Origin of the sequence: Carboxylicivirga taeanensis (assembly GCF_051851475.1) — a bacterium.
Taxonomy (GTDB): domain Bacteria; phylum Bacteroidota; class Bacteroidia; order Bacteroidales; family Marinilabiliaceae; genus Carboxylicivirga; species Carboxylicivirga taeanensis.
Map to the genome: position 1 here is coordinate 343,134 of NZ_JBPUSJ010000004.1, position 22,941 is coordinate 366,074.

Sequence of the window (22,941 nt, forward strand, 5' to 3'; positions counted from 1 at the left end):
ACAGAGCTGCTAAATGAAGTGCTTAATTAAACACTTTTACTTGTCGACGACAGAATATTATTAGGCTATTTTATTTAAATTGTGCTACCAAACGAATAATTCAAGTATTATATGTCAACGATTCCAACGCGCGAACAAGCCCTTCAACTGTTTTTACAGTACAATAAAACCGATAGTTTATACCGCCATGCCATTGCTGTGGAGGCCGTGATGCGTCATTTTGCCAGACGCTACGGGGAGGATGAAGATAAATGGGGAGTTATCGGTTTGATTCATGACCTGGATTATGAACAGTTTCCGGAAGAGCATTGCAAGCAAACGGCTCTAATTTTGCAACAAGCTGAGTGGCCCGATGACTACATTCGTGCGGTACTAAGTCATGCCTGGGGTATTTGTACCGATGTGGAGCCGATTGAAAGAATGGAGAAGGTGCTGTTTGCTTGTGATGAACTGACCGGCCTCATCACTACCGCTGTATTGGTACGGCCCGATAAGAGCCTTCACTCTTTAAGTGTTAAATCGGTTAAGAAGCGCTGGAAAGACAAACGCTTTGCCGCTAAAGTAGATCGAAGCATTATCTCAAAAGGAGCCGATATGTTAGAGGTGTCTATTGATGAGCTCATTGAGGAAACTATTAGTGGAATGAAAAATGTAGCCGTGGCTTTGGGCCTGGATGGTGTTAAACAGTAATTTTTTGGGAATGAATACGAGTTTTAAAGATAAAGTGGTGCTGATTACAGGTGCTGGTAGTGGCATTGGTAAGGAGGTTGCAATGACTTATGCGCAAAGCAGTGCTCTTGTGCTTGCAGCAGATAAGGATCTACACTTGGTTGAAACGACTGTGGAGCAAATGAAGTTGATGGGAGGGAAGGCTTTTGCCTATCAGGTGGATGTGAGTGAGGCTGCAGCTGTTGAGCAGCTATTCAAAACCATACGAAAGGATTTTAAACGCCTGGATATTCTCATAAACAATGCGGGAATAACCTGCTGGAAATCACCCTATGACCTTTTGGTCGACGAATGGGATCAGGTGATAAATACCAATTTGCGTGGGACGTTCTTATGCGCAAGGGAAGCAGCCCGGCAGATGCGTCAGCAAAAGCTGGGGGCTATTGTGAACATTGCCTCTACACGTGCGCTGATGTCGGAACCTAATACCGAGGCATATGCCGCCTCTAAAGGAGGCATTGTGGCCTTAACCCATGCCTTGGCCGCCTCTTTAGCTGCCGACAATATTCGGGTTAACTGCATTAGTCCTGGATGGATCGAAACCGGTGATTACGAGCTTTTACGAGCCGAAGATCATGCTCAGCACTTATCTGGTCGGGTGGGTAAGCCGGCTGATATTGCCAAAGCCTGCCTTTACCTCACACAAACTGATAATGCCTTTATTAATGGCACCAACCTGGTGATTGATGGCGGAATGACCCATAAAATGATTTACGAGGACTAAGAGCAGCAGGTGATGCCTGCAGCCTGCAGCCTTCAGGCAATTGGCTATTGGTGCCGGTCTGCCGTGACCGGCTTTTCTATCGAACCAGAAATAAGTACCCTTTACCCCTGAGCGTTTGAATCTCGATGTTTTCATCCTCGCTAAAGTAGTTGCGCAGTTTTTTAACGTATACATCCAGGTTGCGGGAATTAAAAAACGAATCATCACCCCAAATGGTTAGCAGCAGCTCCTTGCGTTCGATGATCTGACTGCCTTTTGAAGCCATCATCTGAAGTAACTCACCTTCGCGGCTCGATAGATTGATGATGCCCGACGGGGCTTCGAGCTCATAGCGTTGAGGTCTGAACTTATATTTGCCAATTGTGATTTCTTCGGGTTGGTTATCGCCTATGTGATGGCCGCCATGAAGCTGCTGCAACTGTAGTTGGTTATTGATGCGTACAATGAGCTCTTCAATACTAAAGGGTTTCCGAATATAGTCAGTGCCTCCTGCTTCAAAGCCTTGCACAAGGTCTTCGGTGTTCACTTTGGCAGTTAGAAAAATAATTGGCAGCTGTGGTCGTTGCTGCTTGATGCTTCGGCACAGCTCGTAACCATCCATGTTAGGAAGCATTATATCTAACACACAGACATCGGGTTCAAACGATTCGAAATGGTCCATCACCCTTCCGCCATCTTGCTCCCAGCTTACTTCAAACCCTTGCAAGCGCAAGGTGTCAAAAACAATTTTACCGAGGCTGGGTTCGTCTTCCACGTAAAGTATTTTTTTCTTCATTGTAATCGGCAATTAGTGCGCATTCTTAAGAGCTTTGTTCTTTTGGCAGTTTAATGGTAAAAACACAGCCTCCTTCAGGCCGGTTCTTTACATCGATGGTGCCCTTGTGCTGGTGTACTAACAGGGCTGCAAAGCTAAGCCCCAATCCAAAGCCTTTCACATTGTGCTTGTTATCTGTAGGTATCCTGAAAAACTTATCAAACACCTTGTCAAGGTATTCCTTTTTAATTCCGGGGCCGTTATCACTTACTTTAATAATGGCGTAACGGGTAGATTCTTTGAGCTCAATTTTTATTTTCACCCCACTGCCGCCATATTTAATGCTGTTGTCAATCAGGTTTTTAATGATGCCTTCGACATAAACTTGATCAATGTAACTGTAAACAGGCCTGGAGAGTTGCTGATACTCAATATTGCCCTTAATATCGGCCGGAAGTTTGCGCACCGAATAGATAATGGTGCTGATGAAGGTGTTCAGATCCGTTTTCTCCAGCTTCAGGTGCTGTTTCTCCTTTTCTATAACAGAGTGTTTAAGCACCCGTTCAGTCAATTGATCCAAGCGGTTCATTTCGCGCGCCATCATATCCAGATAGTCTTCCATGGTTTGGGCATCGGCCTGCATCCCAAATTTGCGCAGTGCTTCCAGTGCAGCTTTTGCGGTAGCCACCGGTATTTTCAGCTCGTGCGTTATGTTATTGATAAAATCAGAGCGCAGCTGGTTTAATTTCATTTGCTTGATATAGCTGCGGTAGGTAAAAGCAAGGGCAAAACCGGTGAGGCTTAGCAGGATGATAACAAAGAGAATTTGGGGGGTGATTACTTTTAGCAGGTAAGTGAAATAGCCCGTGAAACTGGCGGCCGGCTCAAACTCCTTAAGGTCTCTGTTGTACCTTTTTACATATAACTTATCTGGTGTGCTACTGATGTGAGTACTCAGCGGAATGTAGTTAACCGAAAAAAGCATCTGATGGTGCTTGAGCTGTGCTTCAAACATCTTCACAAACAATGCTTCATTTTGGGCAAAATTTGGGTTTGAATTTTTATCCATAAAAGGATAGGCATTGGTACGCACATTATGCGAATAGGCAATTCGGCTGATACTGGTGATCATTACCTCAACCGACTCATCAGGCTCAGGGTAGGGGTATTCACTATTTAAATATTTGGTCAGATAGCTGATATCTTCTTCGTTACTCTCGATAAACTGTTTAATGTCTTTAACCAGTGGCTCATTGTTGAGCGTTTCTGAATGTATTGTGTGCGTGCTGTTGGAGGCACTGCTTAGCTCCATTACCGGAGCGAGTAGATTGGTATGAATTAATTTCATTACATAATCTCTTCTGGCAGTATTCCATAGCTGGCGCAATTCATCTTGAAGTGTTTTTTTTTCATTGACAAACTGGGAGTTGAGCCAATAGCCAACAAACAGTGTTAAAACCAATTGGCTGCTGGCCATTACCAGTATATTTCTAACCTTTTTCTTCTTTAACTCCTTTTCGTACATAGACCTAATGCTTGGTTATCGAATGGTAAAGATCGATTTTTTAATCATCCATCCCACATCCATTAACCTTAATTAACCTTGATTGGGGCAGTGTTAACCTGATATGAGGCCGGGATGTACTTGTTTTGCATTAGAGATTTCACAGCGTTGAAACAATCATATACATTATTGATAAATACTTAGAATGAGGCATTTTTTTTTCATAGTTTTTGTAATCTATAATACCTTGTCTGCTATGTCGCAAACGAGTGGCATAGCAGGCTTGGTAATAGATGAAAAGGAACAGCTCCCCCTTCCCGGGGCCACTATTTTATTACAGAACCTACAAGATTCGCTGGTGCAACAAGGTACCATCAGTGCTGTAAACGGGCAATTTACCCTGGACGCAGAAGCCGGACCATATGCGTTGCAGGTTTCTTTTATGGGGTTTAAAGCCTATAAAGACACCGTTGAGCTAACAGACAGTCGGCTTGACCTGGCAACGATTATTCTGACAGAGAATACTGCCGTGCTGGACGAGATTAATGTGGTAAGTAACCTGGCACCCACCTTTCAAAGAGGCGATACCACTATGTATAATCCCGAAGCTTTTAAAGTAAGCATGGATGCGACAGCCAATGATTTAATGCTCAAGATGCCCGGTTTTTATGAGGCAGATGGCCAGCTGCTGGCGATGGGGGATACCATTAAAGAGGTGCTGATTGATGGCAAACGGTTTTTCGGGACCAATGTGAACGAGGCATTGCGCAGTATTCGCCCCGAAATGATTGAGGAAATAGAGGTGTATCAATATAAAAGTGATGAAGCAAAGTACTCAGGTTTTGAAGACGACAAAGGCGGACAAACCATTAATATTGTTACCCGTCGACAACTTGACAGAATGCTTGTAGGTGAGGTAGCAGCAGGTGTTGGAGCAGATAATCGTTATGTGGGAGAAGCCTCTGTTAATCGCTATAATGAGAAAAACCGGCTCAATTTGAGTGGCGGCATGAATAATATTAATGTACCACTCAAGGTCAATCAGGGCAGCCCGCATCAGACATTATCGGGTAATAAAATGGAACGGAAGAATGTCAATGCTAACTATGGACTGATGGGCGATCAGGAGCTGAATGTGAATTATGCTTTTAAAGATAATCAGGCAGAAAATGTATCGGCTAATTCGCGAGAGTATGTATCAGGAGCCACTGCTGGTCAGGCAAACAGCAGCAAAAGTGAGTCAGAAAACAGTTCGCTCGATCACCAGGTAAGAATTAACTGGACCAACCAAACGAGTGAAAAGTATCAGCTAACAGCTTCGGCCGACCTGGGCAGTTCACTGCGCGAGAATCGTGGTGTTACCAGTTCTAGCACATCCATGAATGGTCAGTTGTTGAATACCAGTGAGCGTTTAAATACTAATAGCAATGAGACAAACCGCTTAGGAACTCAGCTTAATTTTATTCGTCGTTTAAATGATGAAGGAAGCGCCATTTCGGCAAATGTAAATATTGGATTTACACAAAATGAAGGTACAGGTTCCTTATTGGCAGAAACCAAAAACAGCAGTAATGAGCTGGTACAGGCAGTTAATCAGGTATCAGATAATGAAAAAACAAATACCTCGTTCCGCTATGGACTGAGCTACAACCAGGCTTTAAGTTCGAAGAGCAATCTTAACTTTGGCTATGCCTATCGCCATAGAAATGGGAAAGCGTTGAAGGAGAGTTATGATTTTGATGAGGTAACAGGGGAGTATGCTCAACTTGATTCTCTAACATCCAGTGATTTTAATAATGCATCTACCGTTCACGAAGGTCGTGTTGCGTTTAAAACAGGCGATAAAAAGGCTAACTTATATGTTGGGTTCAATGTATCACAAACCCTATTGGAAAGCGAGGAAGTATTTCCAAAAGCGGAACAATTGAAAGAGCGCTTTGTGTTTTTTGAACCGCAGGTAAAATATGCCTTTCAAACCAGTAAAAAAGTGAGTTTTCAGGCGAGTTATGGCATGTCTAGCCGTAATCCATCACTCCGAAACTTGCAGTCCATTGTTGATAATAGCGATCCTTTGTACATTTCTACCGGTAACCCTAATCTAAAGTCATCTAATACGCACCAGGCCAGATTCTCTGTTAAGAAATCGCTGGTTGAAAAAGGCGTGTTTATGTCTCTTAACTTCAGAGCCAGCCTCACCAATAATATGGTGGCGCAAAATCGCGTAGTGGCACAAAGCGACACCATTATTTTTGACAAGTATCTCTTACCTGCCGGTGGTCAGTTTAGCGCGCCCGTTAATTTAGATGGCAATTACCGGCTGGGATTGTTTGGCACGATTGGATTGCCGGTTAATAAAATTAAGTCGAAGCTGAATATGAGAACTAACATTGGTTATACTCAAACGCCAAATATCATTAATAATGTTAAGAGCTATTCGAAACGCTTTAATGTGGGTCAGGGCGTTACGCTTAGCTCCAATATTAGTGAGAAGATTGACTTTACCGTAACAAGCTACAGTAGTTATTCGTTTGTTGATAGCAAGAGTGGTAAAGCCTCTCAGTCCAACTACTTTGCGCAGAAAAGTGGTATTAATCTCTACTATAATTTCTATAAAAAGTTTATCCTGAAGACCAATACCGGGCATACGTATACCGGGGCTTCTGGCAGTTTGTCGAGTAATAGCCGTCTTTACCTGAATTGCTCCCTGAGTTCGAAATTATTTAAGAGCAACCGTGGTGAAATTAGCTTGTCGGCCTATGACCTGGCCAATAGGGAAGATGAAATGGTACGTTATGTCGATGATTTTTCCGTGTCGGAACAGTATCAACCCACCTTAAACCAATTTGTAATGCTCAGTTTTGCCTACAGAATTTAAAACGAGAGTTGCTAATTAGCTATCCGTTAGCAACTCACCAACCTATATTCCATAATTAGCAGGAGCTATTGCTTTTACCAGTTGCATAAGCTCTTCAAAAGCACTGATTTAATTGTCGGTGCTTTTTTGATTCGGTACAGCCACCACTTGGGTGCGTGCCGTTTGGCAGCGATAAAATTGTTGCTGTCTATTGAACTTTAAAAATTACTACCGTAAATTACTTTTCGTTTTTTACTAATTGCTGTCGGGAAACAGTACTTAGTTAGCTTAAACATCAAATAACAAATCGGGATACAGTATTAATCAGGCTGCAGCGCTGGGCAGTAACCTGGTTAAAACGCTCTTTGACATACTGTAATCCCCCTTCTTAAGCATCTATTTCTTGTGATTACCGGGCTAAATAAGCGCTTTAAAATCAAAGGATATTTAACCATGTAATGAACCCACCTAACAATATTGTTGATTGATGTTATTGGCTTGTTGCGTTTGTTAACCATTGTATTTAATCCTTCTCGCAGCTTGTTGAGTTCCATGATCGGTTTATAAGATTAGCCTTGCAGACTGTTGAGTTCACTGATGGGTTTGAGATATTGGTCATGCAGCTTGTTGAGTTCACTGATCGGTTTGTGAGATTAATCTCGCAGCTTGTTGAGTTCCATGATCGGTTTATAAGATCGGCCTCACAAGTTGTTGAGTTCCATGACCGGTTTGTGATATTGGTCTCGCAGTTTGTTGAGTTCACTGATCGGTTTATAAGATTGCCCTCGCGGCTTGTTGAGTTCCATGATCAGTTTCTGATATTGGTCTCGCAGCCTGTTGGGTTCGATCAACGAACCCTAAAATTGTACCCGCACCTCAAGCTGGTTCTTTACCACAATTAATGGCTCATGGCTGTCTGCCTATTGAGTACTATTACCAAATTACTATTCTAATTACAAACATTTTAAACCATAAAATTATGCATAAAATTGCCTTTTACTTGTTTTCCCACAAGGCCTTATACACTTTTGCCAAGGAAACTATAACGATTATTAAATCAGCAGGGATGGATTTAACCGTTCTATCTGGTTTCATCATTAAAGCTGAAGCCTGCTTTAGCGATTTTGATAAAGCTTTAACGTGTCATGATGTCAATCCGTTTACCATCAAAATTAATGAAGCCGACAGCGAGCGCGATCAGCGTTTCCTGGGGTTTAAAAATTATGTTGAGGCCTGTAGTTATCGAAAGAAAAAAAGCTGGCAGGAGGCTGCTGCTTCAATAAAATTGGTGATAGATCGATATGGTGGTGATATTTATCGCATGTCGCTTCCCGAGGAGTCGGCAGCCTTAACAAATATGATTACGGATTTGCGGCAAGAGCCCCATGCAAAAGCTTGTAATACCATTGAAGCTACCGTCTGGCTGGATGAGCTGGAAGCTGATCAAAACCAATTTGAAAATCTGGTAAAGCAACGGAATAACCAGGATACAAGCGATAGTAAGACGCTTTTAGAAACACGAAAACCGTTAATTACAACGCTTAGGAACTTATTTAAGATGATTGAACTGCAACAGCAGGTAGAGGCATCTGATGCCTTAAATGCCCTTGTGAATCATTTGAATAACCTGATAACTTCGAGTATGGCCAGTGCCCGTATATCAAAAACACTGAGTGAACGGGCTAATGTAGAGAGCTAAAATTGGAGAGGAGAAGGGGGATGACAGTTGTCGATTATCGGCGTTGAGTAGGCGCCGGTCAAGGTGAGTTATACGATTCCCATAAATTATGAATTGAATTAGGGTTTGTGAATCAATATAATGCAAAGTTGAGCTTCTTCTCAAATCGAAATTAATTAGCTTCTATAAAGTTCAGAACTACTGATTAAAAACAAAAAAAATCACCTTCCGCTGGGTGATTTTTTTTGTTTTGGTGGAGCTGCGGGGGATCGAACCCCGGTCCAGACAAGGAAGCCATGTGCTTTCTTCATGCTTAGCTTTGACTTGATTTTCGAATAACAGCTGGATCAAAGCCACCGACTGTTACCTTATCCTCTTAATTTTTGGAAAATCGCCGAGGCTTCAATTTTCCTAGTTCCGATTTACCAGCATCTCCAGGTCGGGCCGCCTCAGAACGTTAGCACCCGGGAGATGTCTTGTTTCAGCATCTAATGCCGAAATTGGGCTTATCTACTATACTTCGATTAAGCAGCAAGAGCGTAATTATTTTCGCCAATTAAAAAAAGTTGAGACCCAGGATTAACGAGCCGGTACCACAATGCTCGACATGCTTACACACCACTTTGCCAAGCTGTCAAATCCACGTCAGCCCCTTAATGCAGTGCATGACAAAAGTAGTAAATATTTTTGCTCTATCCCACTAATCATTTCAAATGCCTTCACCTTTTTTTGACTTTTGAAGAAAGCGAGGTTAAACACCATAAAAAAGCCGAACAGTTATGTTCGGCCCGCTGATGGAACGTAGTAAAGCTTATTTATCTGTATTTGTCCAATCTGATAAATCTAACATCCAGCTTTCGATAGTTAGTGGTTGCTCAGCATAGCTGGCGTTGTCAAAAACGACTGCCCAGCTTGATAAGTCTAGCATCCACGCTTCAATATATAGCTGTTCATCGTCGAAAGTATTAGAAGCGTAAGGTCCTGTTTCACTAAACACGGCCCAGTCATTTGTATTCAGCATCCAGCTCTCAATAGTTAAGGCTTCCTCTTCAAATGCGTTGTTAACTGAAATTGCGTTCCAGCTATTCAGGTCGGTCATCCAATCCTCAACCTCAATAGGTGATTCTGTGTAAGTTGAAGGTATGGTTGATGCTTTAGCGGTGCTAACGGCAGGATAAGGTTGTGTCATCCATGGTTCAACTACTAAAGGTGCTTCTGTATCGCTCATCAGCTCTTTCAAATTCACTGCATAAGTTTCAGTTATTGATGCTGCCGAAGCTGGTTTACTCAACCTGGAATTAGTGATGAAGGATAGCTCGTTTGAAAATTTAACTTTCTCTTCTTGTTGGTACAAGGAGAAGAAAATACTCAAAGTAAAAATACTGGCTGCAATACCAAAAAACAGATAGTTAATTACTGAGTGTCGGTGGTTATTATTAACTGTAGTTTTCATCTTTTTATCCTCCATCATTGGTTACGGTAAAGAATAAACAGATTTTGTGCCACTATTACTAATTTACTGATTGATAATATACTAAGAGTTGAAGATTGAATTAATCGGGGTGCTTTGTGAACGCTATCGCAACAACGGGTTGTTCGATAATGAACAAGTAAAAAGCCCTGCCAATGATGACAGAGCTTTTATGTATATTATTAAGAATCCTCTTTTCTTAAGCATTTTTTTCCAAAACGCTCATTACTTCAAGTACATGCTTGCGACTAGTCTCTAGTAATTCTTTTTCCTCAGCGTTTAAGTCCAGTTCGATCACTTTCTCAACACCATTTTTGCCCAAGATTACAGGTACTCCCAGGTAACAGTCGTTAATGCCATATTCGCCTTCTAGTTTAATACAAACTGGGAATACGCGCTTCTGGTCTTTAACAATGGCTTCTACCATTTGAGCTGCCGCCGAACCTGGTGCATACCAAGCCGATGTGCCCATCAGTTTTACCAATTCGCCACCACCAAACTTAGTACGTTCAATAATGGCATCTAATTTATCCTTATCGATTAATTCAGTTACAGGAATACCACCAACTGTTGTGTAGCGGGGTAGTGGTACCATTGTATCTCCATGACCACCCATCAATACCGCCTGGATATCTTTTGGCGACACATTTAATTCTTCAGCAAGGAAAGCACGGTAACGGGCTGTATCCAAAATACCTGCCATACCCATCACTTTAGTCCGAGGGAATTTAGACGTTAGGTGTGCCTGATAGGTCATCACGTCTAATGGGTTCGATACGATGATGATAACAGCCTCTGGAGAGTGTTTAACAACGTTTTCTGTTACAGATTTTACAATTCCGGCATTGGTTGAGATAAGATCATCACGAGTCATTCCGGGTTTGCGTGGCAAGCCTGAAGTAATAACAACCACGTCTGAACCAGCTGTTTTTTCGTAATCGTTTGTCGAACCAATTGTTCTGGTATCATATAAGTTAATCGGAGCTTTTTGCCAGATATCCAGTGCTTTTCCTTCAGCAACACCTTCTTTAATATCAACAAGAACCACTTCATTTGCAATTTCTCTGTAAGCGAGAACATCGGCACAGGTTGCACCAACATTACCTGCTCCAACTACTGTTACTTTCATAATAATCGGTATTAATTAGTTTCTATATAATGTTCTTTAATCTTTACTCCGTAATGAACCGAATTATTGTTTAACAATTATGGTTAAAACGGTGTAATTTCTTTACTAACGCAAATATAAAACTTTATTTACACGCGCCTTGAAAAAATGGCGCTTTAACGTTTGTTAGTAATTGAAGAGAATAATGTAAGTAGTTAATATATAAGATTATGTAACTTGTTTTATTTAATGAAAAATTTCTCTATTAATGTATATTTGTTCTAAGTGTTAATTGTTATTACAGGTTGTGGTTTCACAAATTACCGCCATTTCAACTGTTTTTTTTCAAGTAGATAAAGAGCCAATAATTTGTTATAGTTTTGTAAGATTATTAACAATTTATACCCTTGCATGTTTAAATCATTAAAAAATGGGCACTGAAACACTTGATAATGAATATGTAATTAATTTGCGTGGAGAGCTTGTATCCTTGAAAGACCCCCTGGTTATGGGGATTTTAAATATTACACCCGATTCATTTTTCGATGGAGGGAGTTATCAGCTGGAAAAAGACATTTTGCAACGGTGCGAAACGATATTGGGTGAAGGAGGACGAATTATTGATGTTGGAGCTTATTCGTCGCGCCCTGGTGCTGCTCATGTTTCGGAAGAAGAAGAGGCACAACGTTTGGTTCAGGCTTTAAGCTGGATAAGAAAGCATTACCCGGAAGCTATTCTTTCGGTTGATACTTTCAGAGCCTCTGTTAGTCGTATTGTTGTAGAAGATTTTGGTGTTGATATTATCAACGATATCTCTGGTGGAAGAATGGATACTGAGATGCTTAATACCATCGGACAGTTGGGGGTGCCGTACATTATGATGCATATGCTGGGGACGCCTCAAACCATGCAAGAGCATATAACTTACAATAATTTAATCGGAGACATTTCATTGTATTTTGCGAAACAGATAAAAAAAGCGACAGCCTGTGGCATTAAAGATATAATTCTTGATTTAGGATTTGGATTTAGTAAAACACTGGAGCAGAATTATGAATTGTTAAGAGAAATGAAGCAGTTCGGCGTTTTTGACTTACCAATGCTGGTTGGGGTGTCTCGCAAATCAATGATATATAAATTGTTGGATATTGATCCGAAGAGTGCTTTAAATGGAACAACAGCGTTAAATACCATCGCTTTATTAAACGGGGCAAACATTTTAAGGGTGCATGATGTAAAAGAAGCCACAGAATGTATTAATTTAGTGCAACAACTCAAAAAAGCCTGATAGCTCAATGACATTTCTGGATATTCGTTTTATTGACTTAATCGATATCGTACTGGTTGCTTATCTAATGTTCCGCATTTATAAGCTGATAAAAGGTACGGTGGCTTTGTATATTATGCTGGGCATCTTTGCTTTTATTGTGTTTTGGATATTAATCAAAACATTTGGCATGGAGTTGTCGTCTACAATATTGGACAATATTGTTAATGTTGGTGTGGTGGCATTTATTGTTGTATTTCAGCAGGAGATACGGCGCTTTTTGTTGCTATTGGGTTCCAAGTACAATGTGAGTACCCGTTTTTCGATGGATAAAGTATTTATGTCGGAGGCAAAGGGGATGATGTCGATTTACAATAAGCCCGTGGTCAGAGCTTGTGTGTCTTTGGCTAAAACAAAAACCGGCGCCTTGATTGTCATCACAAAAGATTCTGAGTTGTTGGATTATGTGCAAACAGGTGAGCTGATAAATGGAGTTATATCCTCTCAGTTGCTTGAAAATATTTTTTTCAAGAACAGCCCGTTACATGATGGCGCAGTTATAATAACCGGAAATAAGATAAAAGCAGCCGGCTGTATATTACCCGTGTCTCAAAAGACCGATTTACCCAAAAGAGTGGGCTTAAGGCATCGGGCGGCGATGGGTATAACGGAGTCTACCGATGCGCACGCAATTGTTGTTTCTGAGGAAACAGGTCGTATTTCATTTTTTAGTAAAGGACAGATGGAAATGGGTGTCACCGGCGAAGAGTTGCAAGATTTGCTGAATAAATCGTAAATATAAGTTTAATCAAAAAGTAAAATAGGAAAGATATGCCCCAAAGGCGGAGAAATAATAGAGTTGCAGTAAGTGGAGCTACCGGATTTATAGGGAGAGCTTTAAGTAATTTTTTAGAAAGCAATGGCTATGAAGTTATCCGTTTAAAACGTCAACATTTTAAGTCTAAAAAATCCCAACTTCGAACATTACTCAAAGGTTGTTCTGTTGTCATTAATTTGGCAGGTGCACCCATTGCTGCCAGGAAGTGGACCCCGAATTACAAAAAGGAAATATTGAATAGCCGCATTAACACAACAGGTGTTTTAGTGGATGCCATTAAGGAGATGGAACCGAAGCCCGAGCTGTTTATCTCGGCATCAGCCGTGGGTATTTATGATAGCTATGAGGTGCATGATGAGTTCTCAACAAGTTATGCCACTGACTTTTTAGGAACGGTTTGCCAGGCCTGGGAGGCAGAAGCATGCAAAGTTCAGCGTATTAAAGATGTGCGGCTTTGTATTGTGCGTTTGGGGGTGGTATTGGGTAATGAAGGGGGCGCATTTCCCAAAATGTTAAGACCTTTTAAGCTAGGTCTGGGAGCTAAACTGGGAGATGGTCATCAGGTGTTTCCCTATATCCATTTAAATGATGTATTAAATGCTTTTTGGTACATTATTCAGCACGAAACCTCCAGCGGAATTTATAACCTGGTGGCTCCTCAAATGCTGTCGAATCTTGAAATTACCGAGGCCATCAAGCAGCGAACCAAAAAGTCTATTTTACCGGTTATACCCGAAAAAATCTTGCGAATGCTTCTTGGGGAAGGAGCTAATGCCCTCTTAATTGGTCAGAAAGTGGTGCCTGACCGGCTCGAAAAAGACGGATTTACCTTTGAGTTTCCCACTATCGAGGCGGTACTCGACGATCTCATCTGCTAGTTATAAATGCCAGTACACGGCATGAAAGTGGGCATAAGCCCCTAAAAGAACCAGCACGTGAAAAATAGCATGATTGAAGGGAATCCGTTTGATTTGGTATAGTATTGCACCAATTGTGTAAAAGGCACCTCCCAGTGCCAACCAAACTAATGCCTGTTCGCTTAAAGCCTGCAATAAAGGTTTAATGGCACCCACAACAGCCCAGCCGAGAAGCACATAGCTAATGGTTGAAACTAATCGAAAGCGACCGGCATAAAACAGTTTTAAAACACTTCCGCCAATGGCGAGAGCCCAAATGCCCGTTAATAGCCAATAAGCCCAGTTGGTGGCTACCCCCAATACTAAAAATGGAATATAGGAGCCAGCTATCATCAGGTAGATGGCACAGTGATCGAATACTTTCAGTTTTAAGCGGCGTTCTTTATTTTTTTCAGCGTGGTAAAGAGTAGAGGCAGTAAATAGCGTTATGATGCACGCACCATAGCTTAGGTACACCAAAAATGTGATTAAGTCCGATGATTTGCTTAACAGGAATATAACCCCTGTAACTCCCAATATAATGCCGATAAGGTGGCTATAAACATTAAATTTCTCCTCGGCAGGATTATAAGTATCTGGTCTGGTCGTCATTTTTTGCTTAAAGGTACTGTTATTGGCTGAATGGATAAGAGTTTTCCTCCTTTTAGTTATTGCAGGAGTAAAGCCAATTGGCGGCAAAGCCCGGAAGCTTGCCGCCAGAATCAGCTTGTTAGTTGATTTTATAAATAAATGATTGTAGCGGATCTAATGTGATTTCTACTGCTCCGGTATTGTTTGTTACAACTAGTTCATTAAGGGACTGATAGAGCTGGTCGCTTAATTTGTGTGCTCCCTCTTTTATCTGCCATTGCTCAATGATGCTGGCAGGAATTTGGAGGGTAAAAGTGGCTGGTTTTTCTGAATTGAAGTTGCAGGCAATAATTAATTGCTCTGAGTCAGACCACCGAACAAAACTGTACACTTTATCGGTGTATCCTTCCGTGCTATTTCGGTTATAAGTATGTATCTCCTCGTAGGCACCCATTAGTGCACTGCTCTTGGTAGAAAAGGATAAAAGACGTTTGTAAAAATCACGCAGTTCTTTTTCATCTTGCTTTAACAAAGCTCCATCGAAGGCGCCGTTGTTCATCCAGCGCTGATGGTGAGGGACGCCGATGTAATCGAAAATGCTGGTTCGGCTGGGGCTTCCAAAGCCTGCCATTTCTGCTCCCGGTTCGCCTACTTCCTGACCAAAGTAGATCATGGTAGGAGCGGTGCTTATGGTGGTGGAAAGCACCATGGCCGGCATGCCCTTTTTAGCATCGCCTGCAAACTCAGGACTGGCGATGCGCTGTTCATCATGATTTTCCAAAAAGTGGAGCATGTGGTGCTCAATGTCTTTTAGGCCCTCCTGTATAGCTGGCAGGTTATCGGTTAGTCCGTGCCCCTGCATAATGTGCTTGAGGGTATCGTAGAGCTCTACCTTATCGTAAAGGTAGTCCATTTTGCCTTTATGAATATAATCGAGATAAAGGGAAGGGTTGTAAACCTCTGCCAACAAAAATGCATCAGGATTAACCATTTTAATAGACGAATTCATGAAACTCCAGAATTCAACCGGTACCATTTCAGCCATATCAAACCGAAAGCCATCTACTCCAAGTTGGGTCCAGTACAAGGCAATGTCTCTGAACTTATACCATGAATCGGGCAGCGTTTTATCTTTCCAAAAGGCATAATGGGTTTTGTAATCTTTTTGCTCAAAACCGGCGGGTAAGCCCGGGAAATCCTTGGTGCCGTCAGGGCGCACCCCATAATTAATTTTCACGGTTTCGTACCAGTCGTTAAAGCCAGGTTGAGGCAGTCGAGAACCGTTGCCTGTCCATTTTGCCGGCTTCTCATCGAAAAAATCATCAGCAAGCGGATGCGCTTCTCCTCCCAGGGGTTGATAGTTGTTTTCAGCTTCAGGCACCTGAAATGCTTTCCCGGGGATGTAGTAAAAGTTGTTATTGACCGAGTAGGCTTTGCTGGTGTCGTCATTTGCCCCAAAATCTACAACGCCTTCCGGATTGCTTTTCCCCTCGTAATGGCGGGCCACATGGTTGGGAACGATGTCAATCAGCACCTTCATGCCATGCTGATGGGTGCGCTCAATCAGCGCTTTGAACTCGTCCAGACGTTTGGAGGGATCTTCCGCTAAATCAGGATTGACATTGTAGTAATCTTTCACGGCATAAGGCGAGCCCGCCCGCCCTTTAACAACATCAGGATCGTCGTTGGAAATGCCATAGGCCGTATAATCATTGATAACTGCATGATGAGGGACACCTGTGTACCAGATGTGTGTTACTCCCAAGTCTTTTATCTCGGTCAGTGCTTTATCTGTAAAGTCATTAAATTTTCCAACACCGTTTTCTTCAATGGTTCCCCAGGCTTTGTTGGTTGTATTCGTGTTTCCAAACAAACGCGTAAACACCTGATAGACCACTGCTTTGTGTTCATTCTTTGGAGTCTGTTTGGATTGATTGGTTGGTTGGCAGCCTGCTATAAATAGTAGTGTAATAGCAATTGTATAAAGTCGATTCATGGCAGATAGTTATTCGGTTATTATTGTAACTGGTTGTTTTTGCAGGTAAAATTTTATGTGCAAACAACTATTTTCCTCGTCATAAAAGGCGTGCTGTTTTGTATTGTGCTCGTTGGGAGGTGTCTGGTCAATGCTAAATGTTTGTTCGTCTATTATAATTTGGTTTGTTTTCGGCGTGTAGTTGTGTATAATCAGTTCAACAGTTCGTCTCTTTGGCCTCTTGTGATAATCATAACCTTTGGGTGTGAAATGGAATTGTAAATTGGAGCCGTTGTGGCATTCAAAGCTTAAAAGTTCGTATTGCTTTTTGGTAAAGCTGTCGGGTGTTTTCCCGTCATCCTCATACATATAGCCTTCGCCTTTTTTCACTGTTTCAGCATGGTAGTAATGCACGTTTAGCTCGTCAGTGTTATACGCTTCCATATTATTAACAGGTGGAACCATTGGGATAAAAGCTCCTGCTCTGATAAAAACCGGAATCGTATTGATGTCAACAGGAACGTTTACGTGCTGTCCGCCCTGGTGTTCCTCTCCCGTAAAGTAGTTTATCCAAACCTGATTGGCGGGCAGGTAAACACTTTGTGACTTGATGCCATTTTCGACCACCGGTGAAACCAGTATGTCATTGCCCCATAAATAAGTGGCTGTTTCATCATATAGCTCTGGGTTGTCCTCCAGGTAAAATAATGGACGCATCAGAGGCAGACCACGGGTGCTGTTTTCGTGCATCAGGGTGTATAAATAGGGAGTGAGCTGATACCTGAGGCGGATGTAATCCCTTACAATGTCTTTGGTGCTGTCGTCCCAAAAGATGGGTTCTGGAGGTACGTCTTCCTGGGCATGTGTGCGGTAAATCGGTTGAAAGGTGCCGTACTGCAGCCAGCGGGTATAAAGTTCTGCATCCTTATAGTTCCCGGCAAATCCACCCAAATCAGAGTGCATATAGGCCAATCCTTGCAAGCCCATCTGCAAACTTATCTCCACCTGTGATTGTAAACCGCCCCATGAACGGCTTACATCGCCCGACCAAGGCACGAGCCCGTAGCGCTGTGACCCTATAAACCCTGCCCGCATCAGTATGACAGGTCGTTGCTCCTTGAAGTCGTTGAGGTAGCCATTATAAATTGTTTTTGCCCATTGATGACCGTATAAATTATGCACTTCATCAGCTCGTCCGTTAACATGCAGCAAGTCATTCGGGTGCACTTCTGGTTCACCCAAATCACCCCACCAGCCATCAACACCGCTTAATGTGTGTTTTTTATAGATGTTCCAGAACCATTGTTGCGCTTCGGGTTTAAAGATGTCGAGAAGGGCTGTGGTTCCAAAAAAGAAGTCGAAAATGTACGGTTGGCCATCGGCATTGAGTCCTAATAAGTTTTGACTGGCACATTCGGCGTATTTACCGCTGTTTTTAAGGATGAAAGGTTCTGTTATCAGAATGGTTTTGACCCCTTTCTTTTTATTGCGCCTGAGCATCTGTTCGGGGTGTGGAAATGAATCGCGATACCACTCCAGGTTACCCATGTGACCGGTTACATCGGGTCCGAACCAATATAAATCCAGAACAATCGCATCTAGTGGGATATCATCTTTTCGATACTGATCAATGACTGATTCGACCTCTGCCTGCGAGTGGTAGCCCATGCGTGAGGATATGTTCCCTAAGGCCCATCGAGGGAGCTGTGGCTGACGACCAGTGAGTTCGGTAAAATTGGTGCTTAAATTTTGCCACGAGTCTCCAACTACAATAAAGTAGCTCATTCGGCCGCCAAGGGCCTCAAATTGTAAAATATCCGGTTCCGTTTTTCCTAAATCGAGCCAACCACTAGCTCCATTATCAAAACCGAGCATGTATTTTTCCGAGGAAATAACTAAGGGCATGGAGTAATACATCAAATCGGCATGCGTTTGATAGCCATAGCTGGCTTTGTTATACAGTTGCAGTCTCTGGCCTCTGCGGTTCATGCCCAGTACTCGCTCGCCACCACCCATTAATACTTCGTCTTTCTTTAGGTTAAAGCGGAAACCTTGTCTTCTCGAATCGGCGAAAAAACCGTTTTCTTCGGATAGAATGACTTGGTTGTGATGCAGGTAACTGATTTTAAAGGGGCTTTTGTCTACCCTGACGCTGAGGTGGTTGCCTGATAGCACGATGTGGTGCTTGTTTTCGTGATGTTCGACCTTTACTTGGAACGGTGCCTGGGCGATCGCTTCGGATGGGAAGGGGTTTGGAACTGAATCAGCAATAAACAGGACTTCAATACTGTGTTCGCTATATGGGGTAAGGATAATTTTCCCATCAGACACATTCAGCGTTAGTCTGTTTTTGGCAAAAGACGATGAGATATACTCTCTTGTATGCTGTTGAGCCTTGGAGGCGACACATAACGCCAGAGCGACGAAGGTGCTGATTAGCCATTTAGTTTTCATATATCCAATAATTTTCCATTGTTGTCGTTTATTATAACCCGAGCAAACTGTGCCATTAACGTTAAGCATTTCTCGACGGCAGTCGCTTTACCGAATGTTTCTTCGAATGGACAACGACTTAATTTTTTCATCAAGCCATTGACTGTTGCTTTTGGATGTTTAAACAAAGGCAATTTACAAATACCCAGCCGCTTTGCCGGCATATCAAATTTCTTAAGGCGTATTGATATAACAAAGGTTGATGAGTTGTCGTAGTCTAAATGATTGTAATGCAGAACTATAACTGTATGGTTAGGTGGCTGGTTTCTGATACAGGCAGGATTTTTTTTTGTTCATTTTTGTCATTGTGCAATTTGCAAACGTTTTCGGCAGAACTTATTGGCGGCGGTTTGCTATTTTTGTCATTTGGACAGTCTTGTCAATGAAATTAGGGCACTTAATTGAAATATTTTATCTTCGCACCTTCATTTTATAAATATAAAAACAATGAGTAAAGTAGTAATTAAGAGTTTTGAAGAGTTAGAAAAGTTAATAGGTAGTGACCTTGGAGTTTCTGATTATCATGAATTTACTCAAGAGCAAATCAACCTTTTTGCTGATGCTACATTAGACCACCAATGGATTCATACGGATGTTGAAAAAGCAAAAACGGAGTCTCCGTTCGGTAATACAATTGCACATGGTTATTTAACTGTATCTATATTGCCTCATTTGTGGAATCAAATTGTTGATGTGCAAAACCTTAAGATGCAGGTGAATTATGGGATTGAAAAGTTAAAGTTTAATGCTCCTGTTTTAGTGAACAGCAAAGTGCGCTTGCATGCCAAAGTAAATAATGCTGTTAACCTGCGGGGTGTGACACGTGCAAATATTGGAATTAAGCTGGAGATAGACGGGAGTAAGAAACCTGCTTACGAGGGAGAAATTGTATTCTTGTATCATTTCGATTCGTAGCAGTACGCAACACATCTTAACTATCACTGATAGGTGCTTGTTGAGCCTGAAAAGAAATGCCTTATAAAGTGTTTTTTTAGCCTTGATGATAATCAGGCTTTACTCTATATTTCTTTGAATGGTTTCGTAAATAGTTTTGGCACATTTAATAGTTAGGTCACATATGATGAAAAAAACTAATCGCCCTGAATTTCTTTTATGATTTTCAGGGCTTTTTGTGTTGGTCTGCATTGTCGACTATTTGGTTTGGCCTGAAATGTATACAACTAAAAAGAGGGCTCCAAAATTGAAACCCTCCTGCATGCCAATACTTAAGTCTGCGGCTTAATAATTGGTTTCTTTAACTTCGAAATATGCTTGCGAATGCAGGCACGCCGGACATGTTTTCGGAGCTTTTGTTCCTTCGTGGATGAATCCACAGTTGCGACACATCCAGGTTACTTTACCGTCTTTTTCGAATACCTTACCATCTACTAAATTGTCGTATAACTTACGGTATCTTTCTTCGTGATGGGCCTCTACTTTAGCAATCATTTTAAAGGCGACTGCTACTTCTTTAAACCCTTCCTCTTCTGCAACTCTGGCAAATTCAGGGTATAGTTCGGCCCACTCTTCATTTTCTCCATCGGCAGCTGCTTTCAGGTTGTCTTTAGTGTCGCCAACGATGCCCGCCGGATAGGTCGCAGTAATTTCAACCATGCCCCCTTCTAAAAACTTAAAAAAACGCTTCGCATGCTCGCGTTCCTGTTCTGCTGTTTCCATAAAGATGGCGGCAATTTGCTCTAAACCTTCTTTTTTGGCTTGTTTAGCAAAAAAAGTATAGCGGTTACGCGCCTGCGACTCACCGGCAAATGCTTTAAGTAAGTTTTGTTCAGTTTTTGTTCCTTTTAAGCTTTCCATGTATGTTCATTTTCAGGATTAATAAATTCTGTTTAGGCAGAAGAACAAATATAAAATAAGGGGACTTGTTTTCGGCCTTTTCAGGTATTTATTGCGCTTATTTAGGTCGGTTCTAAATATAATTACTTTTATTCAAGGGGCTCAAACATGGACTTGGGCGAACCGCATGTTGGACATGTCCAGTCATGGGGTAAATCATCAAAAGATGTACCAGGTGCAATGCCGGCTTCGGGGTCTCCAAGTGCCGGATCATATATGTATCCGCAGGCCATGCACTTATACCTGCCTTCGTGCGTTTGAGGGGTGTCTTTAAGTTTTGTTTCATCAATATAGGTTGGCGCATTTTTCGGTGCTCGCCCTTTCTTAACCTCATGATAATAGGCGTAAGTTAGTGGCGTACCCGTTTTATCTAAAAGAGCCGTTTCTTCGATAGTGGCAATAAATAGCATGTGGGTGCCTACATCCACCATTTTATTGACCCGACAATCAAACCAAGCCACACAGTCATCGGTAATGATGGGTGCACCTGTGCTACCAAAGGTGTAATTAATGTTTTTAAACTTGTCAATTTGCTGGCCACTATTATACCCAAGTTGGCCAATTAAGTCGGAACTGGCATTTTGCATCAATACAGAAATGGAAAACACCTGACTATTCTGAATCATTTGGCAAGAGAAATTGTTTTTACTGCAGCTAATGGCTATTTGAGACGGTTCAGCTGTAACCTGAAACGCTGTATTAGCTATGTATGCATTTAATTTCTGAGCATCTTTTGTGCCGATAATATACAGTCCGTAACTGAGTTTGAAAAAAGCTTCAAGGTTCATTTGTAGAGTTTTAGTTTGTTCATTTGGGTGATTCTCAATTTAGTAATAAGAATGTGGGAATAAAAATGATTCGGGTTGAAATCACTTCGACTGTACAGTGAAGAAATCTATTTAGAACCGATGTAAATAGTTCGATCCTATTGGTTGGCATATATTTAAATGGATGACTGGCAGCTTTGCGTAAATCTTATCACATTTGTAAGGAACTATTTGTTGCTTGACTGCTTGTTAATTTTTGCTGATGTTTTTGGCTTTTTAAGGAGAATGGTATGGCTATAGAGAATATTCCCGAAATATATACAAATCGCTTCCAGGAAGGCACTGATCTTTTCATTTATGATTTCAGGGTGACCCACAATGTAGTTAAGAGTAAGGTCAACCTAAGCATGAATATGTTTAGTTTTTTGCAGGTGGGGAGTAAATATGTGCATATTGCCGATGCGGCCGTGGCGGTCAATGAACATCAATCGCTCTTAATTCCTAAAGGCAATTGTTTGTGGACTGAGTTATTGAATCAGGATGAGGTGTATTTTTGTAAGCTCTTGTTTTTTTCCGAGGATCGCTTGTGCCGGTTTTTGAACACCTATAACTTCAGGCAGGAGCCCGTCAGCGAAGATAATTCCTATTTTATTATTGAAAACGATGCCTATATGGCGTTGTTCTTACAAGCATTAGCCAAATTGGAAGAGCCGCATACCGGGTTTCAAAAGCAGCTGCTTTCTGTTAAATTTGATGAGTTATTACTCTATCTGATAGGGAAATATGGCCAACGTTTTATAGGCTATCTGTTTACAATGGTTTCCAATGAAAAGTCACCATTTAAAACGATTGTGGAGCGACACATGTACTCTAACCTAAAGCTGGAAGAAATTGCCTTCTTATGTAATATGAGTTTATCAACCTTTAAGCGCCATTTTTTAATAGAGTACAAGGAACCGCCTGGTAGGTGGCTGCAAGATAAGCGACTGACAAGAGCGAGAGAGGTGTTGCAGAAAGGCGATGTCAAGGCTTCAGATATTTATGACGACTATGGCTATAGCAACCTGTCTAACTTTAGTATTGCCTTTAAAAATAAATTTGGAATCAGTCCAACTGATATCGGCTAATAGCCCATTTTTCGTTTTGCTACGTGGATAGGTTGGACGTTGTCCTCTTGGTTGAGTTCTTTTATTTGCTTTGTAATTATCAATCCGTCAGTGAGGTGTGGTTTATGCGCCGGGTGGTAGGGGGCGGGTTATCACATCTATTTAACTGCCAGCTGGTCGTTGAGTAAGACCTGATATAAGGTTCTGAGGCGTCTTAATAAGTAAGTTGAACTTTTTTCATAAGTTATTGGACGAATAAAGTAAGTATCAGCTCTGGTGCATGTCCTACTTTTGTCACCGTAATTAATAGGCACTGGTTGAGGTAAATCCTT

At 41.7% G+C, this 22,941-nt stretch carries 18 protein-coding genes and 1 other RNA gene; 9 read left to right on the forward strand and 10 right to left on the reverse strand.

Annotated elements, in window-relative coordinates; all coding sequences use genetic code 11:
• Positions 1–111: 111 nt before the first annotated feature.
• Positions 112–690 (forward strand): HDIG domain-containing metalloprotein, encoded by a 579-nt coding sequence (locus ACSX1H_RS08565; protein ID WP_439183436.1) that lies wholly within the window; start codon positions 112–114, stop codon positions 688–690.
• 10 nt (positions 691–700) lie between these two features.
• Positions 701–1,453 carry a glucose 1-dehydrogenase gene (locus ACSX1H_RS08570; protein WP_439183437.1) on the forward strand — a complete coding sequence of 251 codons (753 nt, stop codon included), beginning with the start codon at positions 701–703 and terminating at the stop codon, positions 1,451–1,453.
• 76 nt (positions 1,454–1,529) lie between these two features.
• Here the strand turns inward: ACSX1H_RS08570 and ACSX1H_RS08575 are convergent, their stop codons facing one another.
• Together ACSX1H_RS08575 and ACSX1H_RS08580 are read right to left on the reverse strand one after the other, a co-directional pair.
• The gene (locus ACSX1H_RS08575; RefSeq protein WP_439183438.1) at positions 1,530–2,228 is read right to left on the reverse strand and encodes a response regulator transcription factor; all 699 of its coding nucleotides are present in this window, start codon (positions 2,226–2,228) and stop codon (positions 1,530–1,532) included.
• Positions 2,229–2,253: 25 nt separating this feature from the next.
• Positions 2,254–3,732 (reverse strand): sensor histidine kinase, encoded by a 1,479-nt coding sequence (locus tag ACSX1H_RS08580; RefSeq protein ID WP_439183439.1) that lies wholly within the window; start codon positions 3,730–3,732, stop codon positions 2,254–2,256.
• A 184-nt stretch (positions 3,733–3,916) separates the two neighbouring features.
• Between ACSX1H_RS08580 and ACSX1H_RS08585 the strand changes: the two genes are divergently transcribed.
• Positions 3,917–6,586, forward strand: a complete 2,670-nt coding sequence (locus ACSX1H_RS08585; protein WP_439183440.1) for an outer membrane beta-barrel protein — start codon at positions 3,917–3,919, stop codon at positions 6,584–6,586.
• A gap of 958 nt (positions 6,587–7,544) precedes the next feature.
• Positions 7,545–8,264, forward strand: coding sequence for a DUF6261 family protein (locus tag ACSX1H_RS08590; RefSeq protein WP_439183441.1), 720 nt, complete (start codon positions 7,545–7,547; stop codon positions 8,262–8,264).
• A 230-nt stretch (positions 8,265–8,494) separates the two neighbouring features.
• On the opposite strand, the gene ssrA is transcribed toward ACSX1H_RS08590, so the two are convergent.
• From ssrA to mdh, 3 genes are all read right to left on the reverse strand, one after another.
• Positions 8,495–8,896: a transfer-messenger RNA gene (gene ssrA, locus ACSX1H_RS08595) on the reverse strand.
• Positions 8,897–9,054: 158 nt separating this feature from the next.
• Complete coding sequence (locus tag ACSX1H_RS08600; RefSeq protein ID WP_439183442.1) at positions 9,055–9,696, reverse strand: hypothetical protein; 642 nt, start codon at positions 9,694–9,696, stop codon at positions 9,055–9,057.
• Between the two features lie 217 nt (positions 9,697–9,913).
• Positions 9,914–10,843 carry a malate dehydrogenase gene (gene mdh, locus ACSX1H_RS08605; protein ID WP_439183443.1) on the reverse strand — a complete coding sequence of 310 codons (930 nt, stop codon included), beginning with the start codon at positions 10,841–10,843 and terminating at the stop codon, positions 9,914–9,916.
• 409 nt (positions 10,844–11,252) lie between these two features.
• Here mdh and folP point away from each other — a divergent pair, with 409 nt between their 5' ends.
• From folP to ACSX1H_RS08620, 3 genes are read left to right on the forward strand one after another with little or no spacing between them, the layout of a single operon-like run.
• The gene (gene folP, locus ACSX1H_RS08610) at positions 11,253–12,110 is read left to right on the forward strand and encodes a dihydropteroate synthase (RefSeq protein WP_439183444.1); all 858 of its coding nucleotides are present in this window, start codon (positions 11,253–11,255) and stop codon (positions 12,108–12,110) included.
• A 7-nt stretch (positions 12,111–12,117) separates the two neighbouring features.
• Positions 12,118–12,885, forward strand: coding sequence for a diadenylate cyclase CdaA (gene cdaA, locus ACSX1H_RS08615; RefSeq protein WP_439183445.1), 768 nt, complete (start codon positions 12,118–12,120; stop codon positions 12,883–12,885).
• Positions 12,886–12,920: 35 nt separating this feature from the next.
• Complete coding sequence (locus tag ACSX1H_RS08620) at positions 12,921–13,805, forward strand: TIGR01777 family oxidoreductase (RefSeq protein ID WP_439183446.1); 885 nt, start codon at positions 12,921–12,923, stop codon at positions 13,803–13,805.
• Here the strand turns inward: ACSX1H_RS08620 and trhA are convergent, their stop codons facing one another.
• From trhA to ACSX1H_RS08635, 3 genes are all read right to left on the reverse strand, one after another.
• Entirely contained in the window at positions 13,806–14,435 is a 630-nt protein-coding gene (trhA, locus tag ACSX1H_RS08625) for a PAQR family membrane homeostasis protein TrhA (protein WP_439183447.1), read from the reverse strand.
• Between the two features lie 118 nt (positions 14,436–14,553).
• Complete coding sequence (locus tag ACSX1H_RS08630) at positions 14,554–16,410, reverse strand: alpha-amylase family glycosyl hydrolase (RefSeq protein WP_439183448.1); 1,857 nt, start codon at positions 16,408–16,410, stop codon at positions 14,554–14,556.
• Positions 16,411–16,419: 9 nt separating this feature from the next.
• Positions 16,420–18,843, reverse strand: a complete 2,424-nt coding sequence (locus ACSX1H_RS08635) for a glycoside hydrolase family 31 protein (protein ID WP_439183449.1) — start codon at positions 18,841–18,843, stop codon at positions 16,420–16,422.
• Between the two features lie 486 nt (positions 18,844–19,329).
• Between ACSX1H_RS08635 and ACSX1H_RS08640 the strand changes: the two genes are divergently transcribed.
• Complete coding sequence (locus ACSX1H_RS08640; protein WP_439183450.1) at positions 19,330–19,797, forward strand: MaoC family dehydratase; 468 nt, start codon at positions 19,330–19,332, stop codon at positions 19,795–19,797.
• Positions 19,798–20,121: 324 nt separating this feature from the next.
• Here ACSX1H_RS08640 and rbr read toward each other — a convergent pair whose 3' ends face one another.
• Positions 20,122–20,697, reverse strand: a complete 576-nt coding sequence (gene rbr, locus ACSX1H_RS08645) for a rubrerythrin (RefSeq protein ID WP_439183451.1) — start codon at positions 20,695–20,697, stop codon at positions 20,122–20,124.
• 128 nt (positions 20,698–20,825) lie between these two features.
• Positions 20,826–21,524, reverse strand: a complete 699-nt coding sequence (locus tag ACSX1H_RS08650; RefSeq protein WP_439183452.1) for a flavin reductase — start codon at positions 21,522–21,524, stop codon at positions 20,826–20,828.
• 269 nt (positions 21,525–21,793) lie between these two features.
• Here ACSX1H_RS08650 and ACSX1H_RS08655 point away from each other — a divergent pair, with 269 nt between their 5' ends.
• A complete protein-coding gene (locus ACSX1H_RS08655; protein WP_439183453.1) occupies positions 21,794–22,630 on the forward strand; it encodes a helix-turn-helix transcriptional regulator in 837 nt (278 codons plus the stop codon).
• Positions 22,631–22,941: the final 311 nt, after the last annotated feature.

Bases quoted from the DNA above. Each gene is read 5' to 3' on its own strand.
- ACSX1H_RS08630 (WP_439183448.1), bottom strand. From the start codon at position 16,410: ATGAATCGACTTTATACAATTGCTATTACACTACTATTTATAGCAGGC.
- ACSX1H_RS08585 (WP_439183440.1), top strand. From the start codon at position 3,917: ATGAGGCATTTTTTTTTCATAGTTTTTGTAATCTATAATACCTTGTCT.
- ACSX1H_RS08565 (WP_439183436.1), top strand. From the start codon at position 112: ATGTCAACGATTCCAACGCGCGAACAAGCCCTTCAACTGTTTTTACAG.
- ACSX1H_RS08600 (WP_439183442.1), bottom strand. From the start codon at position 9,696: ATGAAAACTACAGTTAATAATAACCACCGACACTCAGTAATTAACTAT.
- ACSX1H_RS08620 (WP_439183446.1), top strand. From the start codon at position 12,921: ATGCCCCAAAGGCGGAGAAATAATAGAGTTGCAGTAAGTGGAGCTACC.
- ACSX1H_RS08570 (WP_439183437.1), top strand. From the start codon at position 701: ATGAATACGAGTTTTAAAGATAAAGTGGTGCTGATTACAGGTGCTGGT.
- ACSX1H_RS08640 (WP_439183450.1), top strand. From the start codon at position 19,330: ATGAGTAAAGTAGTAATTAAGAGTTTTGAAGAGTTAGAAAAGTTAATA.
- ACSX1H_RS08635 (WP_439183449.1), bottom strand. From the start codon at position 18,843: ATGAAAACTAAATGGCTAATCAGCACCTTCGTCGCTCTGGCGTTATGT.
- rbr (WP_439183451.1), bottom strand. From the start codon at position 20,697: ATGGAAAGCTTAAAAGGAACAAAAACTGAACAAAACTTACTTAAAGCA.
- ACSX1H_RS08655 (WP_439183453.1), top strand. From the start codon at position 21,794: ATGGCTATAGAGAATATTCCCGAAATATATACAAATCGCTTCCAGGAA.
- ACSX1H_RS08575 (WP_439183438.1), bottom strand. From the start codon at position 2,228: ATGAAGAAAAAAATACTTTACGTGGAAGACGAACCCAGCCTCGGTAAA.
- folP (WP_439183444.1), top strand. From the start codon at position 11,253: ATGGGCACTGAAACACTTGATAATGAATATGTAATTAATTTGCGTGGA.
- cdaA (WP_439183445.1), top strand. From the start codon at position 12,118: ATGACATTTCTGGATATTCGTTTTATTGACTTAATCGATATCGTACTG.
- trhA (WP_439183447.1), bottom strand. From the start codon at position 14,435: ATGACGACCAGACCAGATACTTATAATCCTGCCGAGGAGAAATTTAAT.
- ACSX1H_RS08590 (WP_439183441.1), top strand. From the start codon at position 7,545: ATGCATAAAATTGCCTTTTACTTGTTTTCCCACAAGGCCTTATACACT.
- ACSX1H_RS08580 (WP_439183439.1), bottom strand. From the start codon at position 3,732: ATGTACGAAAAGGAGTTAAAGAAGAAAAAGGTTAGAAATATACTGGTA.
- ACSX1H_RS08650 (WP_439183452.1), bottom strand. From the start codon at position 21,524: ATGAACCTTGAAGCTTTTTTCAAACTCAGTTACGGACTGTATATTATC.
- mdh (WP_439183443.1), bottom strand. From the start codon at position 10,843: ATGAAAGTAACAGTAGTTGGAGCAGGTAATGTTGGTGCAACCTGTGCC.